The organism is Candidatus Frankia nodulisporulans (genome assembly GCF_902806475.1).
Classification (GTDB): Bacteria; Actinomycetota; Actinomycetes; order Frankiales; family Frankiaceae; genus Frankia; species Frankia umida.
In genome coordinates this window covers 1-22,051 of sequence record NZ_CADCWS010000032.1, presented here as the reverse complement: position 1 = coordinate 22,051, position 22,051 = coordinate 1, and the positions used below count along the sequence as shown (strand labels likewise).

At 70.9% G+C, this 22,051-nt stretch carries 13 protein-coding genes, 1 tRNA gene and 1 pseudogene; 8 read left to right on the top strand and 7 right to left on the bottom strand.

Annotation, left to right across the window (positions count from 1 at the left end):
- Positions 1-238: 238 nt before the first annotated feature.
- Positions 239-1,594, bottom strand: a complete 1,356-nt coding sequence (locus G6R24_RS05615) for a peptidase M50 (RefSeq protein WP_163548105.1) — start codon at positions 1,592-1,594, stop codon at positions 239-241.
- A 270-nt stretch (positions 1,595-1,864) separates the two neighbouring features.
- Here G6R24_RS05615 and G6R24_RS05610 point away from each other — a divergent pair, with 270 nt between their 5' ends.
- Both G6R24_RS05610 and uvrB read left to right on the top strand, forming a co-directional pair.
- Entirely contained in the window at positions 1,865-3,364 is a 1,500-nt protein-coding gene (locus G6R24_RS05610; RefSeq protein ID WP_163548111.1) for a PucR family transcriptional regulator, read from the top strand.
- 115 nt (positions 3,365-3,479) lie between these two features.
- Entirely contained in the window at positions 3,480-5,612 is a 2,133-nt protein-coding gene (gene uvrB / locus G6R24_RS05605) for an excinuclease ABC subunit UvrB (RefSeq protein ID WP_163548104.1), read from the top strand.
- A gap of 80 nt (positions 5,613-5,692) precedes the next feature.
- Here uvrB and coaE read toward each other — a convergent pair whose 3' ends face one another.
- Complete coding sequence (gene coaE, locus G6R24_RS05600) at positions 5,693-6,289, bottom strand: dephospho-CoA kinase (RefSeq protein ID WP_163548103.1); 597 nt, start codon at positions 6,287-6,289, stop codon at positions 5,693-5,695.
- 134 nt (positions 6,290-6,423) lie between these two features.
- On the opposite strand from coaE, the gene G6R24_RS05595 reads away from it, so the two are divergent.
- Entirely contained in the window at positions 6,424-7,188 is a 765-nt protein-coding gene (locus G6R24_RS05595; protein ID WP_225438154.1) for a hypothetical protein, read from the top strand.
- Positions 7,189-7,281: 93 nt separating this feature from the next.
- Complete coding sequence (locus G6R24_RS05590) at positions 7,282-8,376, top strand: M4 family metallopeptidase (protein ID WP_163548102.1); 1,095 nt, start codon at positions 7,282-7,284, stop codon at positions 8,374-8,376.
- Here the strand turns inward: G6R24_RS05590 and G6R24_RS05585 are convergent.
- The gene (locus tag G6R24_RS05585; RefSeq protein WP_225438153.1) at positions 8,366-11,515 is read right to left on the bottom strand and encodes an EAL domain-containing protein; all 3,150 of its coding nucleotides are present in this window, start codon (positions 11,513-11,515) and stop codon (positions 8,366-8,368) included. The genes G6R24_RS05590 and G6R24_RS05585 overlap by 11 nt on opposite strands.
- Before the next feature lie 622 nt (positions 11,516-12,137).
- Positions 12,138-14,909 carry a DNA polymerase I gene (polA, locus tag G6R24_RS05580; protein WP_163548100.1) on the bottom strand — a complete coding sequence of 924 codons (2,772 nt, stop codon included), beginning with the start codon at positions 14,907-14,909 and terminating at the stop codon, positions 12,138-12,140.
- Between the two features lie 126 nt (positions 14,910-15,035).
- On the opposite strand from polA, the gene G6R24_RS05575 reads away from it, so the two are divergent.
- The gene (locus G6R24_RS05575; RefSeq protein ID WP_163548099.1) at positions 15,036-15,569 is read left to right on the top strand and encodes a hotdog fold thioesterase; all 534 of its coding nucleotides are present in this window, start codon (positions 15,036-15,038) and stop codon (positions 15,567-15,569) included.
- Positions 15,570-15,781: 212 nt separating this feature from the next.
- Here G6R24_RS05575 and G6R24_RS05570 read toward each other — a convergent pair whose 3' ends face one another.
- The 3 genes from G6R24_RS05570 to G6R24_RS05560 all read right to left on the bottom strand — a co-directional run bounded on the left by G6R24_RS05570 (position 15,782) and on the right by G6R24_RS05560 (position 19,267).
- Complete coding sequence (locus G6R24_RS05570; protein WP_163548098.1) at positions 15,782-16,954, bottom strand: branched-chain amino acid ABC transporter substrate-binding protein; 1,173 nt, start codon at positions 16,952-16,954, stop codon at positions 15,782-15,784.
- 181 nt (positions 16,955-17,135) lie between these two features.
- The gene (locus G6R24_RS05565) at positions 17,136-18,671 is read right to left on the bottom strand and encodes a branched-chain amino acid ABC transporter substrate-binding protein (protein WP_225438152.1); all 1,536 of its coding nucleotides are present in this window, start codon (positions 18,669-18,671) and stop codon (positions 17,136-17,138) included.
- Positions 18,668-19,267 carry an ANTAR domain-containing response regulator gene (locus tag G6R24_RS05560; protein WP_163548097.1) on the bottom strand — a complete coding sequence of 200 codons (600 nt, stop codon included), beginning with the start codon at positions 19,265-19,267 and terminating at the stop codon, positions 18,668-18,670. Before G6R24_RS05560 ends, G6R24_RS05565 begins: the two co-directional genes overlap by 4 nt.
- 245 nt (positions 19,268-19,512) lie before the next feature.
- Here G6R24_RS05560 and G6R24_RS05555 point away from each other — a divergent pair.
- The 3 genes and pseudogenes from G6R24_RS05555 to G6R24_RS21925 all read left to right on the top strand — a co-directional run.
- Positions 19,513-19,585: transfer RNA gene (locus G6R24_RS05555), tRNA-Leu, on the top strand.
- 1,096 nt (positions 19,586-20,681) lie between these two features.
- Complete coding sequence (locus G6R24_RS05550; RefSeq protein WP_163548096.1) at positions 20,682-21,518, top strand: DNA-directed RNA polymerase subunit alpha C-terminal domain-containing protein; 837 nt, start codon at positions 20,682-20,684, stop codon at positions 21,516-21,518.
- A 259-nt stretch (positions 21,519-21,777) separates the two neighbouring features.
- Positions 21,778-22,051 (top strand): annotated as a pseudogene (locus tag G6R24_RS21925) (hypothetical protein); the annotation flags it as partial.

The window sequence follows — 22,051 nt, the reverse complement described above, 5'->3', positions numbered from 1 at the left end:
GAATGCCCGGGGTTAAAAGAGGGGAGTCAGGCGGATATGGCGGTGATGTCGCCCCGGACGGATGGGCTTCGTTGCCGGCAGCCACCCGGGGCACGCTCATCACCGACGTCACGTCACGACCATCAGCGGCCCGCCGCGGCCAGGAGACAGGGGCCCGCGGTCAGGGAGGGAAGGGCCAGGAGCCAGGAGTCAGAGGCCAGGAGCCAGGAAGGCGTCAGTGGTTCGGGACCAGGAGGCGTCAGCGCCAGAGGTTGCCCGGACGGGCCCGACCAAGACCGCCGCCCTGCCCGCGAAGCGGCGCCGTCTCCAGGGCCCGGCCGAACTCGGACGGACCGACGGTGCCGACCATGTGGACGCTGCCGTCCGCGGCCGGCTCGATCACGATGACGCAGCCGGCGGCCGGCCGCTCGGCCAGCCGGGCGGGCAGCGTGGCCAGGTCGTCAGCCGGGGCTGCCGTGGCCACCGCGGACAGCGGCACCAGCACCCGGTTGACCCGGGTGAGGCCACGGTCGTCCATGGGCACGCCGGCGAGATCGCGTAGCAGCGCCACCCCGGAGAGCCCACCCGCGAAGTCGGCGACGCCGAACACACCCTGGCGTGAGGGCAGCACGACCTCCCGCAGCGCGTCGTCCACCGACGTCCAGGCGGACAGGGTCGGCGCGGCCGGCGCCATGACATCGCGTGCGGTCAGCCCGACGAGCGCCGCGGCGGTGCGCTGCTGCGCCTGGGCGAGACGGGACGCGCCGAGGGCCAGCCAGCCCAGCAGCACCGCCCACAGCGCGACGAACCCGACCAGGAAGACACCGGCCGTGCCGGCGGCGATGAGGGCCCAGCCACTGAGCACCCCGGCCCGCGCGGCGGCGCGCTCCGCGTTCGCCCGGCTGCCGGTGCGGCGCAGCACCCGGTCGGCGACAAGCCGTCCCCCCGCGCTGCGCGGGCTCGGCAGCACCTCGACGAAGGTCAGCAGCAACGCGAAGGTACCGACCCACAGCGCCACCTGGGCGGCGAGCGCCGTCGTCCCACCCGGCAGGAACACCCCGAGTACCACCAGCAGCGCACCGGCCAGTGCGGTGGTGCTCAGTCCCGCCCGGGCGAGCCTCGCCTCCACCCGGATCGCCTCGGCGTCGGCGTCGCCCTCGGCGGCCGCCGGATCGACCAGGCCAACCCCACGCCCACCGTTCGAGCCGGCGGCTTCGGTGGCGTCACCACCGGCGCGCCGCCCCGCGCCCGTCGCGGCGAGCCGGACGCTCCCGACCGCACCGTCCGCTTCACCGGCACCGGCACCGGCACGTGATGCGCCGGGCGCGACGACCAGCCGGCTGCCGGTGGAGCCCAGGATGATGCCAAGGACGTTCAGCCCGGCCCGACGGGCGGCGCGCGCCCGCATCAGATCGGCACCCAGCAGGATGCCGGCGAGCAGGACCGCGCCGATCAGACCGCCACACAGGTACGCGGACGTAGGACGGTCCGCGACAGTGGTGGGCAGCGTCAGGGCACCAAGCAGGACGGTGACGAGCGCCGCGCTGACAGCAAATCCCGGACGCACCGTGATCGGCGGGAGACCTCCCCGTCGGGTGGCGTCGTGGGTACTCATGGCCGTTCGGACTCCTTCCGGTGCTGGTCCCACCCGCCGCCGATCGTCGATGGCACGGCGACTGGTACGACGGGCGGGCTCCTTACACACTCAACGTCTGTCCTTCCCGCGTGGTCCCGGCAGACACCGCCCGAAGTGGACGAGTTCGCCTATGATTTCGTTGCCGAGACTCGGCAGAAGTGGAGGGGCAGGATGTCCAGAAACGCGGGCGAACGCACCTCAGGCGAACGGCTCCCGGGCGAACGGTCGGCACCTCCGGCCCCGCTGCCGATGACCGACGACGACGCGCCGGGCGGCCTCCCGGAGACGAGCCTCACCCGTCTGCCGCGGGCCGCGGTGCTCGCCGCCGCGGACTCCCGACTGCATGCCGGGCTGCTGGGGGACTACCTCGCCGTGCTCGCCGCCGCGGCGGACAGCGGCCGACGGCTCACCCGGGCCGAACGCGACCAGTTCCGGGCCCTCGGGCAGGTCGCCGCCGAGTCCGGCGCGCCACTGCCCGCGCTGGTCGACCTCTACCTCTCGGCGACGTGGCGCGTGTGGCCGTCCCTGCCCGCGGTGCGCGCCGCCGACCGGGATGCCCGCGCCGACCGGGGCGGCCGAGAGCACCGGGACGGGACGCCAGGCGGGTCGGGCGGACCGAGTGGCGCGGTCTCGCGCACCCGGGCGGCCGCCTCCGCGGTGCTGCGGGCCAGCGACGACGCCGTCGCCGCGGTCTGTGAGGGGTTCGAGGCGGCCCGGATGGCCCGGGCCCGCTCCGAGGAGGCGCTGCGCCGCGAACTCGTCGACGACCTGCTCACCGGGACGTCCGCCGTCGGTCAGCTGCTCGAGCGGGCCATCGCGTTCGGGCTGCGACTCGAGGCGCCGCACACGGTTCTGGTCATCACCGGCAACCGCCGTTTCCTGGACGGACGTGCGCTGACCCGATCGGCACAGGACCTGCTGCGCGCGCACAGTCTCACCGAGCCGCTCGTCGCGACCCGCGACGGCCTGCTCGTCTGCGTGCTGCCAGCCCACAGCCAGCTGACCCAGCCCGCCCTCCCGGCGGACACCGGATCAGCGGACACGAGATCAGCCAGCACCGGATCCGCCAGCACGGGTTCCGCGGGCTCCGGTTCGGCCAACACCGGTTCCGCGGGCTCCGGTTCCGCGGCGCGCCCGGGTCGGCCACCTCGCCCGACCGGACGTCGTCCCGCCGATGAGATCGGGCCGTCCGATCGTGGTCTCGGGTTCTCCCCGCTGCCGGCGTTCGCCTCGCCGCCGGAGTCGGGTACCGCCGTGGCGGCCCTGGCCGAACGGCTACGCGACGAGCCCGGACTGATCTGGCGGATGGGGGCGAGCCGCGCCCGCAGTGGTGTCGCCGGAGTGCGCATCGGTTTCGAGGAGGCCCGTTCGGCAGCCGACCTCGCGGGCCGTCTGGGTCTCGCGGGCACCGTGGTACACACCGATGACCTGCTCATCTACAAGGTGCTGCTGCGTGACCGGGAGGCGCTGGCCGAACTCGTGGAGGCGGTGCTGTCCCCGCTGCGGGCGGCGCGCGGCGGCGCCGAGCCGCTACTGGAAACCCTCGACGCGTACTTCTCCACCGGTGCGGTGGCGCTGGCCGCGGCCCGCCGGCTGCACCTGTCGGTGCGGGCGCTGACCTACCGCCTCGATCGCATCCACACCCTCACCCGCCACAACCCGACCTCGCCCACCGACCGGTACGTGCTGCAGACAGCGGTGCTCGGCGCGCGGCTCATCGGCTGGGATCCGTCCATCCCCGCAGGATGACGGGCCGGCCGGTCGGGACCGGACGGGCGGGCCGGGCAGCCCGAGTGGCGGCGCGGCGGACCGTCGTCGACCGGCCGGGCGGAAACTGTCGGAGGGCTGTGGTGTTCTGGAGAACGTGAGCACAGCGTTCGAACGGCCCACCACCGATCTCGAGCGGACGCGCGCCCCGTTCGAGGTCGTGTCCGACTACTCCCCGGCCGGTGACCAGCCGGCCGCGATCGAGGATCTGACCCGGCGGATCGAGGCCGGCGAATCCAACATCGTCCTGCTCGGCGCGACCGGTACCGGTAAGTCCGCGACGACGGCCTGGCTGATCGAGCGGCTGCAACGCCCGACGCTGGTGATGGCGCCGAACAAGACCCTCGCCGCCCAGCTGGCCAACGAGTTCCGCGAGCTGCTGCCGAACAACGCCGTCGAGTACTTCGTCTCGTACTACGACTACTACCAGCCCGAGGCGTACATCGCGCAGACCGACACCTACATCGAGAAGGACTCCTCGATCAACGAGGAGGTCGAGCGGCTGCGGCACTCGGCCACGATGAACCTGCTCACCCGCCGCGATGTCATCGTCGTGGCGTCCGTGAGCTGCATCTACGGCCTTGGCACTCCGCAGGAGTACATCGACCGGATGGTCCGCCTGCGCGTCGGCGAGGAAGTCGAGCGCGACGCGTTGCTGCGCCGGCTGGTCGATGTCCAGTACGCGCGCAACGACCTGGCGTTCACCCGAGGCACGTTCCGGGTGCGCGGTGACACGGTGGAGGTGTTCCCCGTGTACGAGGAGCTCGCCGTGCGCATCGAGATGTTCGGTGACGAGATCGAGCGGCTCACCTACCTGCATCCGCTCACCGGTGAGATCGTCCGCGAGTCGCAGGAGATCTTCGTCTTCCCCGCCACCCACTATGTCGCCGGCCCGGAGCGGATGGAACGGGCGATCGCCGGTATCGAGGGGGAGCTTGCCCTGCGCCTCGAGACGATGGAGGCGCAGGGCAAGCTGCTCGAGGCCCAGCGGCTGCGGATGCGCACCACCTACGACATCGAGATGATGCGTCAGGTCGGGTTCTGCTCGGGTATCGAGAACTACTCCCGCCACATCGACGGGCGCGGCGCCGGTACCGCCCCGCACACCCTGCTCGACTACTTCCCCGACGACTTCCTCCTGGTCATCGACGAGTCGCACGTGACGGTGCCGCAGATCGGCGGCATGTACGAGGGTGACATGTCCCGCAAGCGCAACCTGGTCGATCACGGCTTCCGGCTGCCGAGCGCCATGGACAACCGCCCGTTGCGGTTCGAGGAGTTCCTCCAGCGCATCGGCCAGACGGTCTACCTCTCGGCCACCCCCGGCTCCTACGAGATGGGCCGGGCCGACGGGGTGGTCGAACAGATCATCCGCCCGACCGGTCTGCTCGACCCGGAGGTCGTGCTCAAGCCGACCAAGGGCCAGATCGACGATCTCGTCGGCGAGATCCGCGCCCGCGCCGAACGCGACGAGCGCGTCCTGGTCACCACCCTGACCAAGAAGATGTCCGAGGACCTCACCGACTACCTGCTCGAACTCGGCATCCGGGTGCGCTACCTGCACAGCGAGGTCGACACGCTGCGCCGGGTGGAGCTGCTCACCGAGCTGCGCCGCGGCGAGTTCGACGTGCTGATCGGCATCAACCTGCTGCGCGAGGGTCTTGACCTGCCCGAGGTGTCGCTGGTCAGCATCCTCGATGCCGACAAGGAGGGCTTTCTGCGTTCCGAGCGGTCGCTCATCCAGACCATCGGTCGGGCCGCACGTAACGTCTCCGGCCAGGTGCACATGTACGCCGACAAGATCACACCCTCGATGCGCTACGCCATCGACGAGACGAACCGCCGCCGGGCCAGGCAGATGGCCTACAACACCGAGCGTGGGCTCGACCCGCAGCCGCTGCGCAAGAAGGTCATGGACATTCTCGACGACATGGTCCGTGAATCCACTGACGGTGAGCTGATCGGCGGCGGCGGGCGGGCCCAGTCCCGCGGCAAGGCGCCCGTGCCCGGCATGAAGTCACGCTCCGGGCGTAGCGACGCCGTCGGCCGCCACGCCGCCGAACTCGCCGGGATGCCCTCCCATGAGCTGTCCCAGCTCATCCGCCAGCTCGACGACCAGATGCACGAGGCGGCCCGGGAGTTGCAGTTCGAGCTGGCCGCCCGGCTACGGGACGAGATCTCCGAACTGAAGAAGGAGCTGCGCGGCATGGGCGCCGCCGGCGTCTCGTGATCCGCGGCGCCCGGTGCGGCCGGTGCGGCCGTGGAGGTGGGAGCGGGCAGGTCGCCGCCCCCGGCGCCGTCCGCTCACGGTCACGTCGCGGTGGCGTCGCGGCGGGCGAGCAGCGCCTGCCAGACCTCGTGGACCTGGGCATCGAGATTGGCCAGGGTGCCGCCGTTGTCGACGATCAGGTCCGCGGCCGCGCGGCGCCGCGCGTCGTCGGCCTGCGCCGCCATCCGGGCCTGCGCTTGCTCCCGGGGCAGGCCGCGGGCCTCGAGCCGGGCCAGCCGCAGTGCCGCGGGCGCCTCGACGACGACCACCAGGTCGTAGGCACCCGCGGCGCCCACCTCGACGAGCAGCGGAATGTCATGCACGACGATGTCCCCGGCCGCCGCACCCGCGATCCGACGCGCGGTCTCCGCCTGAATCAGCGGATGCACGATGGCCTCCAGGCGGCGGCGGGCAGCCTCGTCGGCGAAGACGATCCGCCCCAGCGCCGGCCGGTCCAGGCTGCCGTCGGCGGCGGCGACCTCGGGGCCGAACGCGGCCAGCACCGCGGCCAGACCGGCGGTGCCCGGTGCCACCACATCGCGGGCGATCTGGTCGGCGTCGATGAGCACCGCGCCCCGTGCCACCAGTCGCGCTGACACCGCGCTCTTGCCCGAGCCGATGCCTCCGGTAAGTCCCACCCTGAGCACCCTGCCGAGTCTGCCAGCCACACCGCCTCGACGCCTCGGTGCCTCGGTGCCTCGGTGCCTCGGCGTGGCGGCCCGACCCGGCGTCTCGACCCGCCGGCCCGCACCGGCCCGGCGACGCCGTCCGGATGGTTGGCACACTGTGCCAGGTGGAGGCCGACGCGACGGACATGACCGGGATGCCTGCTCCCGATCGGCCGCGGGGCCGGCTTCGCCTGTCCCATCATCTGTGGCCCGTGCTGCTGACCGCGACACTGATCGGTCTCGGTGTCCTTGGCCTCGTGCTGCTGCCGGTGCTCAGCCGGCGGGCACCGCTGCTGCTGGTCGCGTTGCGCCCGACCTGGGGGGTGCTGGTGCTGGTCGGGGGCACGGTGCCGTTCGTCCCGACGCTGCTGCTCGCGGCGCTGCTGCGGGGTCTGCTCGATGTCGGCTACTTCGCCCTGGCCCGTAACAACATCCGTTCGGTGCTGCTGCGTTCGCTGGGCGGCAGCCGACTCGTCGCGGCACTGACACGCCCGAACACCCGCACGCCGCTGCTGTGGTTCTGTCTGGTGAACACGAACGTCGCGGTGGACGCGGCTCTGGGCGCCGGTGATGTGCCGATGCGTCGCTTCCTGCGGTTCCTGGCGGTCGGCTCGTTGCTGCAGACCGCCGTGTACCTGGCGGCGGCGCGCGCGGCCTCCCCCGGTATGCGGCAGGCGGTGGACTGGCTGGACGCGCACATGACCTGGTTCGTCGTCGGAGGGCTCGCGCTGGCGCTCGTCCGCATCGCACTGCGATCGGTACGGCGTGCGGCGCGAGACGCTCGCGGAAACGGTCGCGACACGCCGACCTCCGACATCCACCGGCCGCGAACAAACAGTCAATCCGTGGACAGACCGGGACGAGAGTAGGAACCTCGAAACGGTGACGGACCGCACCTTTTCATGGTCCGTTCGTCCGGTGCCGAATCCGGCCCGGTCCCGTTCCCGTCTTCGGAGCCCGCCATGTCCCCCGCGCGCCCCTCCCCATTCGGCAGTTTCCCGTCCGGCGATTTCCCGGTGGCCTGCGCCGTCCCGCCGCACATCCTGGAACGCATCGCGCGCCGCGGCAGCGAGCCGCAGCGCACCTGGGCGTTGGCCACGTTGATGCGCGACAGTTCACACCGTGCGATCCGCGCCCATGACTCGCTGCTGCGTGCTCTCGGTGACGGGGACGAGCCGACCGCGCCGGCCGAAGCCCCCCGGCCGCGCCGGACCGTCGCCGACGCCGCCGGTCTGGAGAAACTGCCCGGTGTCACGGTACGCAGCGAGGGCAACGGGCCCGTCGAGGACCCCGCCGTCAACGAGGCCTACGAGGGGCTCGGCGCCACCTACGACTTCTACGCGACGGTTCTCGGCCGCGACTCGATCGATGACGCGGGTATGTCCCTGGTCGCCAGGGTTCATTACGGCGACCATTACGACAATGCCTTCTGGGACGGCGAGCAGATGGTCTTCGGCGACGGCGACGGTGAGCTGTTCAACCGTTTCACACTGTCGCTGGATGTCATCGGCCACGAGCTGACCCACGGCGTGACCGAGCATGAGGCGTCGCTGGCGTATGTCCAGCAGTCCGGCGCACTCAACGAATCCATCAGTGATGTGTTCGGTTCGCTCATTCGGCAGTACGGCCGGCGCCAGAGCGCGCAGCAGGCTGACTGGCTCATCGGCCAAGAGCTGCTCGCCGATTCGGTGCAGGGCGTCGCGCTGCGTTCGATGAAGGCGCCCGGCACCGCCTACGACGACCCGGTGCTCGGGGCGGACCCGCAGCCGGCGCGGATGTCCGACTACGTCCACACGGCCACCGACAACGGCGGCGTGCACATCAACTCGGGTATCCCGAACCGGGCGTTCTATCTGGCGGCGCTCGCCCTGGGCGGTCACGCCTGGGAGAAGGCCGGGCCGATCTGGTACGCCAGCCTGCGTGCCACCCGCATCCAGGAGAACGTGTCGTTTCGGACGTTCGCCGCCATCACCGCTCGCCAGGCGGAGGAGCTCTTCGGCGCCGAGGAACGGCGTGTGGTCAGCGAGGCCTGGCGGGAGGTGGAGGTCATCCGCTGAACCCGCCGCGGGCGGCGGCGGGTTCCGGTGACGGGTCGAGCAGGACCGCCCCGCCCAGCCTGTCCTCCCCCGCGCGTAGCCGGACGAGGGTGTGTGCCGACTGGCGGGCCAGCAGAGTGAGCGCGCTGACCACCACCGGATCGACCGCGCTGCGGTTCTTCGACCACCGGGCGGCGATCGCGCCGAGCAGACCACCCTCGCCCGACAGCGGCACCAGGAACACCGAGCCCAGCATGAACCGGGTCGCCATCTCACTGTTGATCAGTGGCGATTCGCGGGCGTCCGCGAGGAACAGCGGTCCCTGGGAGCGCAGCGCGGCCTGCAACATCCGACCGGCCTCGGGCTGGCGGGCCTCCCCGAGCGGAATCACCGGCGGCCCGCCGGAACGGGTCCGCGAACCGAACACCCGGTAGATCGTCGAACCGGGCACCTCGGACAGCAGCAGGACCAGGTCGTCGGCGCCGACGAGGGCCTGCGCCACGTCGGTGATCACCCGCACGGCATGGTCGAGGTCCTGGGCGAACCAGAGCCGGTCCAGGTCGGCCAGGGCACCGTTGACCAGCGACAGGGCATTGGCTTCGCGGCGTGCCTCGAGCAGCGCCATGACCTGCCCGGCCAGGGCTGTCAGCGCGCGTCGATGGCCCGCGGTGAGGCGCCGCGGGCACCGGTCGACCACGACCAGCGCGCCGAGCACCGCTCCCGACGCGGCAAGGATCGGCGCTCCGGCGGCAAACCTGATCTGTTCTCCGGCGGCATACCGCCGGCGGGACGCGTCGGCGTCGACGGTCAGGTCCTGCAACTCCACGAAGGCCCGCTCGGCGATCACCCGCGTCGCGATCCCGCACTCCTGGGCCAGGATCGAGGAGCCGGTCCCGACATGCGTCTTGGACCATTCACGGTCACCGTCCCGGAAGATGATCGCGGCCGCGGCGCAGCCGGTCGTCTCCACGGCGATCGCCGCAAGGGCCTCGAAGGGAGGCTCCGGGGACCTCCGCAGGATGTGCAGATCGTCGAGGATCGCCCGGTCCGCCAGTCGGGGGCTCTCCTTCTCACTCGGACGCGCGCCGTTCGACGCGGCGCCGTTCCCGTTGGAGGTGGCAGAGCCGTTGGAGGTGGCAGAGCCGTTGGAGGTGGCAGAGCCGTTGGAGGTGGCAGAGCCGTTGGAGGTGGCAGAGCCGTTGGAGGTGGCAGAGCCGTTCGGGGTGAAGGTGGCGATGGGTGAGGCGGTGGCGGCGCGGCGTGGGGCCGCCGGACGACCTCTGGCGCCCATCGGGTGGCTGTCGGTCGCCTGGGCCTGCAGCAACGCGGTCATCCGCATGGCTGGCAGAGGCGGGGAGATCACCGTTCCCTGCAGCAGGTCACAGCCAAGATCGATCATCATCTTCTGGGTGCGTTCGTCCTCGATGCCCTCGCCGACCACGCGCAGGCCGAGGCGATGGCCGAGTTCGATGACGGAACGCACGATCGCCGCGTCCGGCGCGCTGCCACTCGCGTCCGTCACGAAACCACGATCGATCTTGACCTCGTCGAAGGGCAGGGCCTTGAGGATCTCCATCGAGTTGTAGCCGGTGCCGAAGTCGTCCAGGGAGACCTCGACGCCCTGGGCGCACAGCTGGCTCAGCATCTCGGCGGCCCGCTCCGGCTGGGTCAGCACGGCGCTTTCGGTGATCTCCAGGGTCAGCGCGTCGCTGGGCAGACCATGGGCGTTCAGCGCGCCGACCACCGCCCGCGGCAGGTCGTCCAGCACGAACATCCGCGGGGAGAGGTTCACCGACACCGCCAGGTGCAGACCCGCGGCGTTCCAGGCGGCGCACTGGCGGGCGGCCTCGCCGAGCACCCAGTGGGTCACGTCCGCGATCATGGGCGATCGTTCGACCAGGGACAGAAAGTCACCGGGGGCCAGCAGGCCGCGGGTGGGATGGTTCCACCGCAGCAGGGCCTCGGCGGCCACGATCGCGCCGGAGTGCGCGGACTGCAACGGCTGGTAGAAGAGCACCAGTTCCTGACGGTCGATCGCGGCGCGCAACTGCGCGTACAGCGCGATCTGCGCGGGCTGCACCCCGATCAGGCCCGGAGCCCAGACACCGATGCTCTCCCCCTCGTGCCGGGCCCGGGCAAGCGCCACGTCCGCGCAGGTCAGCAGGCCCGCCATCGTCAGGTCATCGCGGGGTGCGACGGCGATCCCGACCGAGGCGTCCATGGCGACATCGACGGCGCAGACCCGGAAGGGCCCCTGTACCCGGCGCAGGACCTGGCGGGCGAACTCCGCCCGCGGATCGCTGTCCGTCGTCGACGGCGCCGCGCCCACCGCTGCCGCTGGCGCTGATGCCGCTGATGCCGCTGATGCCGCGACGGTGGACGGTGCGGAGACGGTGGACGGTGCGGTGGGGCGGGGAAAGACCAGGATGAACTCGTCGCCGCCGGCGCGTCCGACGATGGCGGGAGAGGGGGTCATCGTCCGCAGGCGGCGGGCGACGTCCTGGAGGAGCTGGTCGCCGCCGGCGTAACCGAACGCGTCGTTGATCTCGTGGAACCTGGTGATGTCGACCAGGACGAGGACCGCCTCGTCGCCCTGCGCCACGATCGAGGCGACCACGCGTTCGCCGTGGTGGAGGGTTCCGCTGCGGTTGGGGAGCCGGGTCAGGGCGTCGATCTCGTCCTGGCGCGGTCCCGAACGCAGGCGCAACGTGCCGGCGGCGACGACGCACAGCACGGCGGCCATCACCGGCCCGCCGACGGTCGGCAGATCATCGCCCACGCAGGCACCGAGGGCGAGCATGGCCACGGCGAGGCCGAGGATCGCCAGCGCCGCGGGGAGACGCGCCCAGGCCACATAGATCGCAAGCGCCACGAACCACAGCAGGTAGGCCGACGCCTCGTCCGACGACGACGCCCGAGCCAGCCCGATCCCGAGCACCACGGCGGACGCCGCCGCGACCACCGAGGGCACCCACACCGACCATGACCGGGTCGTCCAACGGACGACAAGGCTGGCCGCCGCGGCCGCACAGACGAACCAGCCGATCCACCAGGGCTGCAGGGCCGACCCCGGAAGAACCACCGCGAGCAGGAATACCGCGGCTATGCCGAGGAGAACCAGGACCCGCCTCTGCTCGGAACGTCTCCACTCGGTGCCCACGAAATGATTCCCTCCCCGCCGACCCAGGTCCGTCAGGGTCGGTACACCCCGGGCCGTCACACCCACGAGTCCTCGACGCGTCCGGTCACGAACTGGAGCGACGCCCGGCCAGACGAGGGCGTCCGTGCGACCTGGCGGGGCCTATCTGCACGTTGGATGCGCCCGCGCTCGACGGGCTGTACGGGCGGACGCGCAGGATGGTCCCGAGATGCCGCGCCGCCGCCGAGGCGAGGGTCAGGCTTTCTTTACCATGTCCGGCGCGGCCCGCCGTCTAACCTCGCAGACAGCACCTTCACCCTACGTAGAAGCCACCCAGGAACCCCATATCACCTAAACCTGAGTGCCTTATCAGAAGGTATACGGCGCAAGCGAATCCGCGCACGACAGACGGCCACGAGCCAGACGATTGACGCAGGACAAGACAAATCAACGGTCAAAGCCGGCGGGATGTTGATCCACGGTTCGGCGACCGTTGTCAGCCCTGCCTCGGCGAGCACACCGGCGGCACACGGATGCCAGAAATCCGCATTACGGACATAACACCACAACACCGCAGATGCACGCGTGTGCGCATGTGCGCAGAGGTGGGGAGTCGACTTACCCCGGTGACCTCGCGGTGCGGCTAGTGCGCGGCTTCGTCCCAGGTGCGACCGGAACCGACGCTGACGTCGAGGGGTACCGACATGGTGTAGGCGGCGGACATTTCCGTGCGGACGAGCTCCTCGACCTGCGCACGCTCGCCGGAGGCGATCTCGAGGACGAGTTCGTCGTGCACCTGGAGCAGCAGGCGGGAGGTGAAGGCGCCTTCTCGCAGCGCCCGGTCCACACCCAGCATGGCGATCTTGATGATGTCGGCGGCGGAACCCTGGATCGGGGCGTTCAGGGCCATCCGTTCGGCCATCTGCCGGCGCTGGGAGTTGTCACTGGTGAGGTCGGGCAGGTAGCGGCGGCGACCGAGAATGGTCTCGGTGTAGCCGTCGCGGCGGGCGCGTTCCACGACACCTCGCAGGAAGTCCCGGACGCCGCCGAAACGGGCGAAGTAGGCGTCCATGTGCTCGCGTGCCTCGTCGGGGGCGATGCCGAGCTGGGAGGCCAGCCCGAACGCGGACAGGCCGTAGGCCAGACCGTAGGACATCGCCTTGATCCGTCGGCGCAGCTCCGGGTCGACCTCGGCCACGGGCAGGCCGAACGCCTCGGCGGCGACGAAGGTGTGCAGATCCTCGCCGGAGCCGAAAGCCTCGATGAGACCTTCGTCGCCGGACAGATGCGCCATGATCCGCATCTCGATCTGCGAGTAGTCGGCGGTGAGCAGTTCCTCGTAGCCGGCGCCGACGACGAAGCCCTGCCTGATCTGGCGGCCCTCGGCGGTGCGGATCGGAATGTTCTGCAGGTTCGGGTCGGTGGAGGACAGCCGGCCGGTCGCGGCGATGGTCTGGTTGAACGTGGTGTGGATGCGCCCGGCATCGTCGATCATCGGCAGCAGCGAGTCGATGACCGTCCTGAGTCGGGCCACGTCCCGGTGGCGCAGCAGGACCGGCAGCAACGGGTGGTCGGACTGCACGGCCAGCCAGGCCAGCGCGTCGGCGTCGGTGGTGTAACCGGTCTTGATCTTCTTGGTCTTGGGCAGACCGAGCTCGTCGAACAGGATCTGCTGGAGCTGTTTGGGTGAGCCGAGGTTGAACGAGCGCCCGACGAGCTCATGGGCCTGGTCCGCGACGGCGGTGACCTCGGCGCCGTAGTGCTTGGCGAGCTCGAGCAGATGGTCCTGATCCGCGGCGATGCCGGCGCGTTCCATCCCGGCGAGCACCGTGACCAGCGGCAGCTCCATGTCCCGCAGCAGGGTGGCGGCGCTGCGGCGCTCGAGGTCGGCGTCGAGCTCGTCGGCGAGCTCCAGACAGGCCCGGGCCCGCACCGCGTCGGCCTGGGACTGTTCGGCCTCGCCGGACCCGTCCAGGGTGAGCTGGCCGTCGCCCGCGGGTTCGGCGGACAGGTCCCGGTGCAGGTAACGGGCGACCAGATCGCCGAGGTCGAACGTGCGCTGGCCGGGCAGGGCCAGGTAGGCGGCCAGCGCCGTGTCGCTGGTGACACCGGCGAGGGTGAGGCCGAGCTCGGCGAGCGCGAGCATCGGACCCTTGACGTCGTGGCCGGCCTTGGGCCGGGTCGGGTCGGCCAGCCAGGTACCGAGCGCATCGAGATCGGCCGGGGTGAGGGTGGTCGGGTCGATCCAGGCGGCGGCACCGTCGGCGGTGGCCAGGGCCAGCCCCGACAGCAGGCCCGTGCCCCGCCCCCAGGTACCCCGGACCTGCAGACCGGTGCGCCCGGTGCCGCGCGCGTGCGCCGCCAGCCAGTCGGTGACCTCGTCCGGACCGAGGGTGGTGACCTCGATGTCGAACCCCTCCTCCACCGGCGGCGGCGTGGTCGCCAGCGCCGCGTAGAGGCGTTCGCGCAGCACCCGGAACTGCAGGGTGTCGAACAGCTGATGGACGGCCTCCCGGTCCCACGGGCGCTGGCGCAGGTCGTCCGGCCCCACCGGCAGGGGCACGTCGCGCGCGAGCTCGGTCAGGGAACGGTTACGTATCACCGACGCCAGGTGCGCCCGCAGGGACGCCCCGGTCTTCCCGCCGATCTCGTCGGCGCGGTCGACCAGTTCCGCGAGGGAACCGAACTGCTGGATCCACTTGGTGGCGGTCTTCTCCCCCACGCCGGGCACCGAGGGCAGGTTGTCGGACGGGTCGCCGCGCAGCGCCGCGAAATCCGGGTACTGCGTCGGGGACAGGCCGTACTTCGCTTCCACCTCGGCCGGGGTGAAGCGGGTCATGTCCGAAATGCCCTTGCGGGTCATCAGGACCGTGACCTGGTCGTTGACGAGCTGAAGCGCATCCCGGTCGCCGGTGACGACGAGCACCTGCATGCCGGCCGCGCTCCCGGCCGTGGCGAGGGTGGCGATCACGTCGTCGGCCTCGAAACCGGCGGCGCTGACCCCCACCACCGCGAGCGCCTCGCACACCTGGTGGATGAGACTGACCTGCCCGACGAAATCGGACGGCGTCTCGGCCCGGCCGGCCTTGTACTCGGCGTACTGGGTGTGCCGGAACGTGGGCGTCGGCAGATCCCACGCGACGGCGACGTGCGTGGGCCGCTCGTCACGCAGGACGTTGATCAGCATCGAGGTGAACCCGTAGACGGCGTTCGTCGGCTGGCCCGTCGTGGTGGAGAAGTTCTCCACCGGGAGCGCGTAGAAGGCCCGGTAGGCCAGCGAGTGCCCATCCAGCAGCAGCAGACGCGGGGCGGCGGCGTCAGTGGCGGTGGCACCGGCGGTGGCACCGGCGGTGCGGGCGCGGCTGGCGGACCGAGCGGCGCTCGCCCGGCCGGAGGACGATGTCGACGAGGTCACGGGCACGCGGCGAGTCTAGGCGGTGGGTCCGACAGTTCGGGACACCGGCGGAGCGGGCGTCCGACGGGCACCGTGTGGACACGAACCCGACAGTGGCGGGCAGCGGTCATGATTAGGCTCGGCGAGATGACGACGACGGACACGGATCCTCCGAGCTCGGCTGGTACCCCCGGGAAGGGACCCACGCCTGGCGGTGATCCCGGCGCCCCCGAGACGCCCGGAACGCCCGGAACCCCCGGAACGCCCGGAACGCCCGAGGCGGAGCTGGTCGCCTACCTCAACGGGGTCCGCGGCGAACTCGAACGGCACATGGGCATCGTGTTGACGGAGGCGGCGGCCGAGCGCGTGGTCGCGACGATGCCGGTCGAGGGCAACCGGCAGCCGTACGGGCTGCTGCACGGCGGTGCGTCGGTGGCACTGGCCGAGACGGTGGGGTCTATCGGCGCCACCCTTGGCGCCCCCGCGGGCTCGCTCGCCGTGGGTATCGAGATCAACGCGACCCATCACCGGTCCGCCACCGCGGGGACGATCACCGCCGTCGCCACCCGCCTGCACGGCGGGCGCACACTGGCCACCTACGACATCCGGATCACCGACGAGACCGGACGTGCGGTGTGCACCTGCCGACTCACCTGCATGATCCGTCCCGGCTCGCGGTAGCCGGTGGTAATCCGAACGGACACACCAGGCGGAGACCGGTACATTGACCGGATGCGGCGAGGGGCTTAGCCTCATCGCCCGTGGCACCCGGGTCGTGCGAGTAGACAACGTGCGGACGCGGGGAAGGTCCGGACGGCACCAAAGCCGGTCCCGGGTGCCGCATCCAGAGCCCCCCGCGCGGCGACCCGCGGGGGCGTCCACAGCGCCGTGGGTCATGGCTTCGCCAGGGTGTCGACGGGGCCGAGCACCGTCCGTCGGCCGTCACGGATCTGGTAGACGTACACGGTCGAGCCGTCCACGTTGCCGTCCTTGCGGAAGGTGATCTGCTTGGTGACACCGGGGATGTTCACCGAGCCGAAGGCGGCCACCAGCGCCGAGCGGTTCGCCGCGTCCCCGAGGCGGCGCACCGTGTCGATGATGGCGTTGGTGGCGTCGTAGGCCTCGCCGGAGTAGGTCCCCGGGCGGATGCCGCTGTTGACCGAACGGAACTTCCCGACGAACCCGGCGGCGGCCGGGTCGCTGTTCGGATCCCCACAGGCGCAGGTCAGCAGGACGCCCTCGGCGTTACCGGTGCCGGCCTGGCGGATCAGCTGGTCGTCGTTCGACCCGTCCCCGGAGACGATCCTTCCGGTGAAGCCCTTGCCCCGCAGGGCCCGCACCAGCAGCGCCAGCTCGGAGTAGTACCCCGAGTAGTAGAGGACGTCCGGGTCCGCGGCGATGATTTTCGAGGCCTCCGAGCCGTAGTCCTTCGTCGGGTTGATCCCGTCGTGGGTGACGTTGAGGCCGTGCGCGCTCAGTGACCGTTCCAGCGCGCCGGACAGGCCGATGCCGTATTCGCTGCGATCGTCCAGGGAGAAGACCGTACGGGCCTTCAGCACCTTGGACAGGTACTCCGCGGCGGCGGCGCCCTGCACGGTGTCGGGGGCGATCACCCGGAAGAACGTGGTGAAGCCGAGGTCGGTCAGGCCTGGTGCCGTGGCCGACGGGCTGACCGAGAGCAGCCCGGCCGCGCTGTACAGCGGCTCGCTCGCCTTCGTCGGCCCGGAGAACACCGGTCCCACGACCGCGAGGATGTTCGGGTTGTCGACGAGCTTCTGCGCCGCGGTCGCCCCCTGGTCCGCGAGTCCCTGGTCGTCGGAGGCGACGATCCGCAGCCGGAACGGCAGGTCGGGACGCTGGTTGGCGAGGTCGACGGCGGTGAGCATCCCCCCGTAGGCGTTCAGCCCGAGCTGCTGGTTGTCGCCGGACAGCGGCCCCTGGAAGCCGAGCAGGTACTCCTTCTTGCCCCGCTCGCCGTCCGATCCACCACAGCCGGCGAGGATGGCTCCGGCCACCATCGTGGCCGCGATCGCGAGTGCTCCCACACGCCGTCCTGCCACCCTCATGCCACGCCCTCCGTAGCTTCGCCGCCATCATCGATGACTACAGGTATCCGACAGATAACCTGTTGTGACGAAACCTAGCCGAGCAAGCACATCCTATGGACACTTTAGGTAAGCGTGTCGTCACCATTCGTAGCTTTACCGGGATGGCGGAGGCTCGGTGCCGCCCAGCGGACGGGTGGTGTCAGCGGGTCCGGGTGCTCAGGGCGACGAACCGTCCGGCGAGAACGGTGTAGAGCGCGACCGACGGGGAGCGGGTGTCGCCGTAACGGTCGAAGCCGACCGTTACGCTGACACCGACGAAGGAGGCACGTCCGATCGCGGCGACGAGATCGTGCCGGACGGTGGCGTCCACGCCGGGACGCCCGGGCAGCACGGTCGCGGCGGCCCGGATGATCGCCCGGGCGGCGTCGTAGGCGTAGGCGGCGACGGCCGGGAGCGCCTCGGCCCGACGCTGGGCGAGTTTCACGGTCGCATCGTGGTCGGCCTGCTCATCGGCGCTGCGACTGGGCGCCGCGGCCGGTGTCGCGGTGTCGGCCTCGGCCGGGTCCGCCGCCGGTGTCGCGGACGCGGCCGCCGAGGCGGTGCCGCCCGTGCGCGACGCGCGGGTCTCGTCGGCCTGCCCCGGGCCGGGCACCCCACCGAAGCGCTGCGCGTAGGCGGCGACGAACGCCCCGGCCGCCGGCAGCCGGGTCGGTGCGGTCAGCAGGCTGGTGATCAGGTCCCCGTCGGCCGCGCTCTTCGCCTCGTCCAGGTAGCGCGGGCGCAGCAACGCGTCCGAACCCAACACCTGGACGGACAGCCCTCCCTCGGCGAGGCGGGCGCGCAGCTTGCCGGCGAACGACGCGTCGGCGTCCAGGTAGATCAGATCGGGCGCCTCCTGCTCGAGGGACGCCGCCACCTCGTCGACCGGCGGGTCGTCGCCGTCACCGGAACGCACCGGGTACGTCGACGTCACCGAGGCGCCCAGCGCGGTGGCCCGAGCCGTGAACCGATCGGCGAGTGTCGTGCCGTAGCGGGGTTCGCCGTCGACGACCGCGATGTGCCGACGACCGAGTGTGCGCACGGCGTACTCGGCCGCCACCTGCGCCTGCAGCTCGTCCGTGCCGGTCAGGCGGAAGTAGCTCGGGTAGGGCCGGGTCCGCGGCCCGCTGCCGACGCCGGTGAGGACCGGGTCGGCGTTGGACGGCGAGACGACCGGCACCCCGGCCGCGGCGAGCGTCGGCACCGCGACCCGAGCGACCAGGGAACTGGCCGGTCCGACCACGCCGATGAGCCGCTCGTTCGCGGTGAACGCGTCAGCGGCCTGCGCCCCACCGTCCACCCGGGCCAGGTCGTCACGGCTGGACAGCTCCAGGCGCCAGCCCGCGATCGCACCGGACTCGTTGGCCTCCTCGACGGCCAGGGCCACCGCGTTGCGCACGGCCGCACCGTCGGCCGACAGGTCACCCGACAGCGGCGCCATCACACCGATCGTGGCCACCCGCGTGCCGGCCCCACCATGACCGTCGGAGCCGTCCAGCGCCGACGCCAGGGTGAGCCCGAGCAACGACGGCACCGCCAACACGACGACCGCGAGCAGCGCGAGGAACACCCGGCCCCGACCGCTGCCTGCCCGCGCCCGTACCCACCGCCCAAGCCCGCCTGCCAGCGCCCCGAACGCCGCCCGCACCGCGACCGCCGCCCGGGACACCGCCCGCGGCTGGACGGGCGACGTCACGAGGTCGGCAACGCCTCACCCGACAGCACGGCCTCGGCGACGGCCCGCATGGTGCGCCGCTGGTTCATCGACGTCCGCTGGATCCAGCGGAACGCGTCCGGCTCGGTCATGCCGTGCTCGGTCTGCAGCACGCCCTTCGCCCGTTCGATGATCTTCCGGGCCTCCAGGCGACCCTGGAGGTCCTCGACCTCGACCTCGAGGCTCACGATCTCGGTGAAACGGCTCATCGCCATCTCGATCGTGGGCAGCAGGTCCTTCTTCTGGAACGGCTTGACGACATACGCCATCGCGCCGGCCTCGCGGGCCCGTTCGACCAGCTCACGCTGGCTGAACGCGGTGAGGATGACCACCGGGGCGATGCGGTCCTTGGCGATCAGCGCACCGGCCTCGATGCCGTCCATCCGGGGCATCTTGACGTCGAGGATGCACAGGTCGGGCCGCAGCTTGCCGGCGAGGCTGACCGCCACCTCGCCGTCACCGGCCTCCCCGACGACCTCGTACCCCTCCTCCTGCAGCATTTCCCGCAGGTCGAGCCGGATCAGCGCTTCGTCCTCGGCGATCAGGACCCGGCGCGGGTTCGAGGAGGGCTGGCTCATCGAGGCGTACTCCCGGTCTCGTTCAGGTAAGACAACCAGTGTGGCAGGGCGGTGGTCGACATCCGCCCGGACATGGGAGGGCGGGAGGTCGAAACGCACCCTACCCGGATAGAGTCTTCAGCGAGACGTTCCGGTCCGGATCGACCAGGATGGCCCTACCGCGCCAGCCCTGGACGACAGCCGAGCCGGCCGCCTCGCCCGCCCGGCCCGCACCACCCGCAGACCGCACCACGATCCATCCGCAGGCCCCGGTACTCCAACGGCAGAGAGACGGTGCTCAAACCACCGACAGTGTGGGTTCGAATCCCACCCGGGGTACACGTAGAGTAGTCTTACGACTACAATTCACTTTCACTGAATGCCCGACTTACGACGCCGCCTCTTCGCGAGAGCGCTCTGCGACTCTCCGTTGAACCCTGAGATCCTGGCCCAGCTACTCGAATCGGACAAAACTATCTTCCGGCCGCGTGGGTTCGCACCCGGGTACTTCCAACCTCGGACGTATAGGCCCCTCCGGCACGCGGACAGGGGCGCAGCGATGCAGGGCGTGCAAGCTGGCTAGCCGGCGGGAGCAACCACGCCCTGATCAGCGGGCAGATGCTGCGCTGGATCGATCTAGAGACGTCCGCGCGATCGCACAAGCGCGGTTGGCGGTTCGGTCGCCAGCCTTGATGCGCCACCGCCCGCGCACCTCCCAGACGTTTCGGGACGGGGTGCGGGCACTCCTCCGCTCTCGTGCAGGAGGTAGCGACCTGGAAGGCCCATCGCACAGATCGTCGACTCCGCCGACCAAGGCCATCGCCGGCGGCTCCCGACGCTCATCCCCGAATTCGGCACCGCCCCCGTCGTAACAGCCTCTCGTGGGAGCCGATCACTCGTCGCGTGGGGGACCGACGGGCAACCCGGCCAGCGCTTGGACCGTCATATGGGTCGACAGGTACTCTTCCCCGAGGGCGCGGCGGCGCCGGGTCAGGGTGTCCACCACCAGTGGCGGCTGACTACAAGACCACGCCCCGTGCAAGGAATCTCACGCCTGCATCCTTCAAGCCAGCCATTCGGCCCATCGTCGGTCGGAGGCCGCATGACTCACCAGCACCACCGGTGAATCTTGCACCGACGTGCCCGCCCCCATCGATCAAGTGCGGCACTCACGGCCATCGCGATGACGAGCGCTGTCGAACGGTGCGAGCCAGGGCCGTTCTGACGTAGATCAGCCCTGTCGTCGACGCGTGAAAACCCCGGGCGGTCGTCCAGGGTCCGCCGGTGACCCCGATATGTAGTGCACGGGTCAGGGTGACGAGCCGCTGGCGGGTTCTGGTGCGACAATCTGGCCGGGTGTCGCAAATGCCGCGATCGCGGGTCGGGCGAACCGGTGGACACTGGCGTTCGCCGTGAAGGTCTGGAGGCGTCCCGCATGGGCCAGGAAACCGTCAGAACTGCTCCTCGACTGGTCCACGTCACCGGCACCGCGTCCGGCTACGCCGGCAAGTCCGCCCACGAGGCGCTGACGGTCGTTACGCCGCAGTTCATCGGGGGCCGAGAGCGCTCGTCAACGGTCCGCGAGCAGTACGCGGACCGCGCCGGCCTGGAAGTGACGCTGTATGGCCTGGCTGAGTCCCGGGAGATCCACGTGATCGGCCAGAACCGGCTCGCCGACCAGATGCGAGACCTCCTACGCGGAAACCAGATACCAGCCTGGCGCCTGCACGAACTCCCGAGAAAGCAGACGCCCGTTCACGCTCTGTACGCGCTCCTGTCCGTCCGATCGGCCAACCTCTTGCGGCTGGTTCCGTTCCTGTCGGTAGAGGAAGTCGCCGCGGTTCCCGACGAGGCCCTTCTGGAGCTACGGGGACTGGGCCAGGGATCTCTCACGGAGATCCGCTCCGCCCTGACCGATCCCTCGCTGCGGGAGTACACGGGAGTCCTCACCCCGTCATGGCCTGACCCATCCGGCGAGAGGCCCGAGCACGACGGCGGGGACGACATCGCGGCCCGACTGCGGCCTGAACACCGGCTTCGCTACCGCGACTTCCTGCGAGGGCTGGCCGCCGCCGGGCTCTCGGCCGCGGCGTTGGACACGATTCTGGACTCGATCAGCGCTGAACCCGTGCCCCCCGGAGATCCGATCGTCGAGGACCTCCTTCAGATCGCCAACGCCACCGACCTGCTCACCTACTACACCGACACCCACGAGCCAGCCGCCCTCGACGCGTCCGGTGCTCCCATGCGTCCCTCCTTCCTCGACCGTTAACCCGCGAAGCGATCAAGGAGGAATCGGCACCTCGTATCACGCTCCAGCAGACCCCGACGTCGCGCAGCCGAGACCATTGATCAGGGGGCTCAGCGTCGGTCGGGGAGAGCGGAGGCGAGAGCGGGGATACCGGAGACCAGGAGGCGGTTCATTCTCCCTGCGAGGGAACCCGTCGTCTCCGGCTGGTAGCCGGAGACGACGGGCAGTCGCTCCTAGATGTGGGCCTGCTCGCCCGGGGGTGTGCGGGGATGTCGTACCTGTGGTGCATGATGGCGCGGTCGCCGTCGTCTTCTACGGCATCAGGTTGGTTTCGGTACGCGACTACATCCGGGGGGCTCTGGTGCGCCTCAGAGTGGCGGTATACACGAGGGCGCGTGAGCTGGACTGGCGCGATGTGCTCGGTCCGGGGCGCGGCGTGTGTTATGATCTGCTTCGGCGGGTGGAGCCCCAGGTCGCGGGGCGCATTCACGATGAGGGCTGGGGCCGGCATCGCATGGCGCCGTTCGGTTTCGGTCCGCCGACTTTTCCGCGTG

Coding starts and splice junctions, on each gene's coding strand:
- G6R24_RS05615 (WP_163548105.1), bottom strand. CDS start 1,594: ATGAGTACCCACGACGCCACCCGACGGGGAGGTCTCCCGCCGATCACG.
- G6R24_RS05610 (WP_163548111.1), top strand. CDS start 1,865: ATGACCGACGACGACGCGCCGGGCGGCCTCCCGGAGACGAGCCTCACC.
- G6R24_RS05595 (WP_225438154.1), top strand. CDS start 6,424: ATGGTTGGCACACTGTGCCAGGTGGAGGCCGACGCGACGGACATGACC.
- G6R24_RS05590 (WP_163548102.1), top strand. CDS start 7,282: ATGTCCCCCGCGCGCCCCTCCCCATTCGGCAGTTTCCCGTCCGGCGAT.
- G6R24_RS05575 (WP_163548099.1), top strand. CDS start 15,036: ATGACGACGACGGACACGGATCCTCCGAGCTCGGCTGGTACCCCCGGG.
- G6R24_RS05570 (WP_163548098.1), bottom strand. CDS start 16,954: ATGAGGGTGGCAGGACGGCGTGTGGGAGCACTCGCGATCGCGGCCACG.
- G6R24_RS05560 (WP_163548097.1), bottom strand. CDS start 19,267: ATGAGCCAGCCCTCCTCGAACCCGCGCCGGGTCCTGATCGCCGAGGAC.
- G6R24_RS05550 (WP_163548096.1), top strand. CDS start 20,682: ATGGGCCAGGAAACCGTCAGAACTGCTCCTCGACTGGTCCACGTCACC.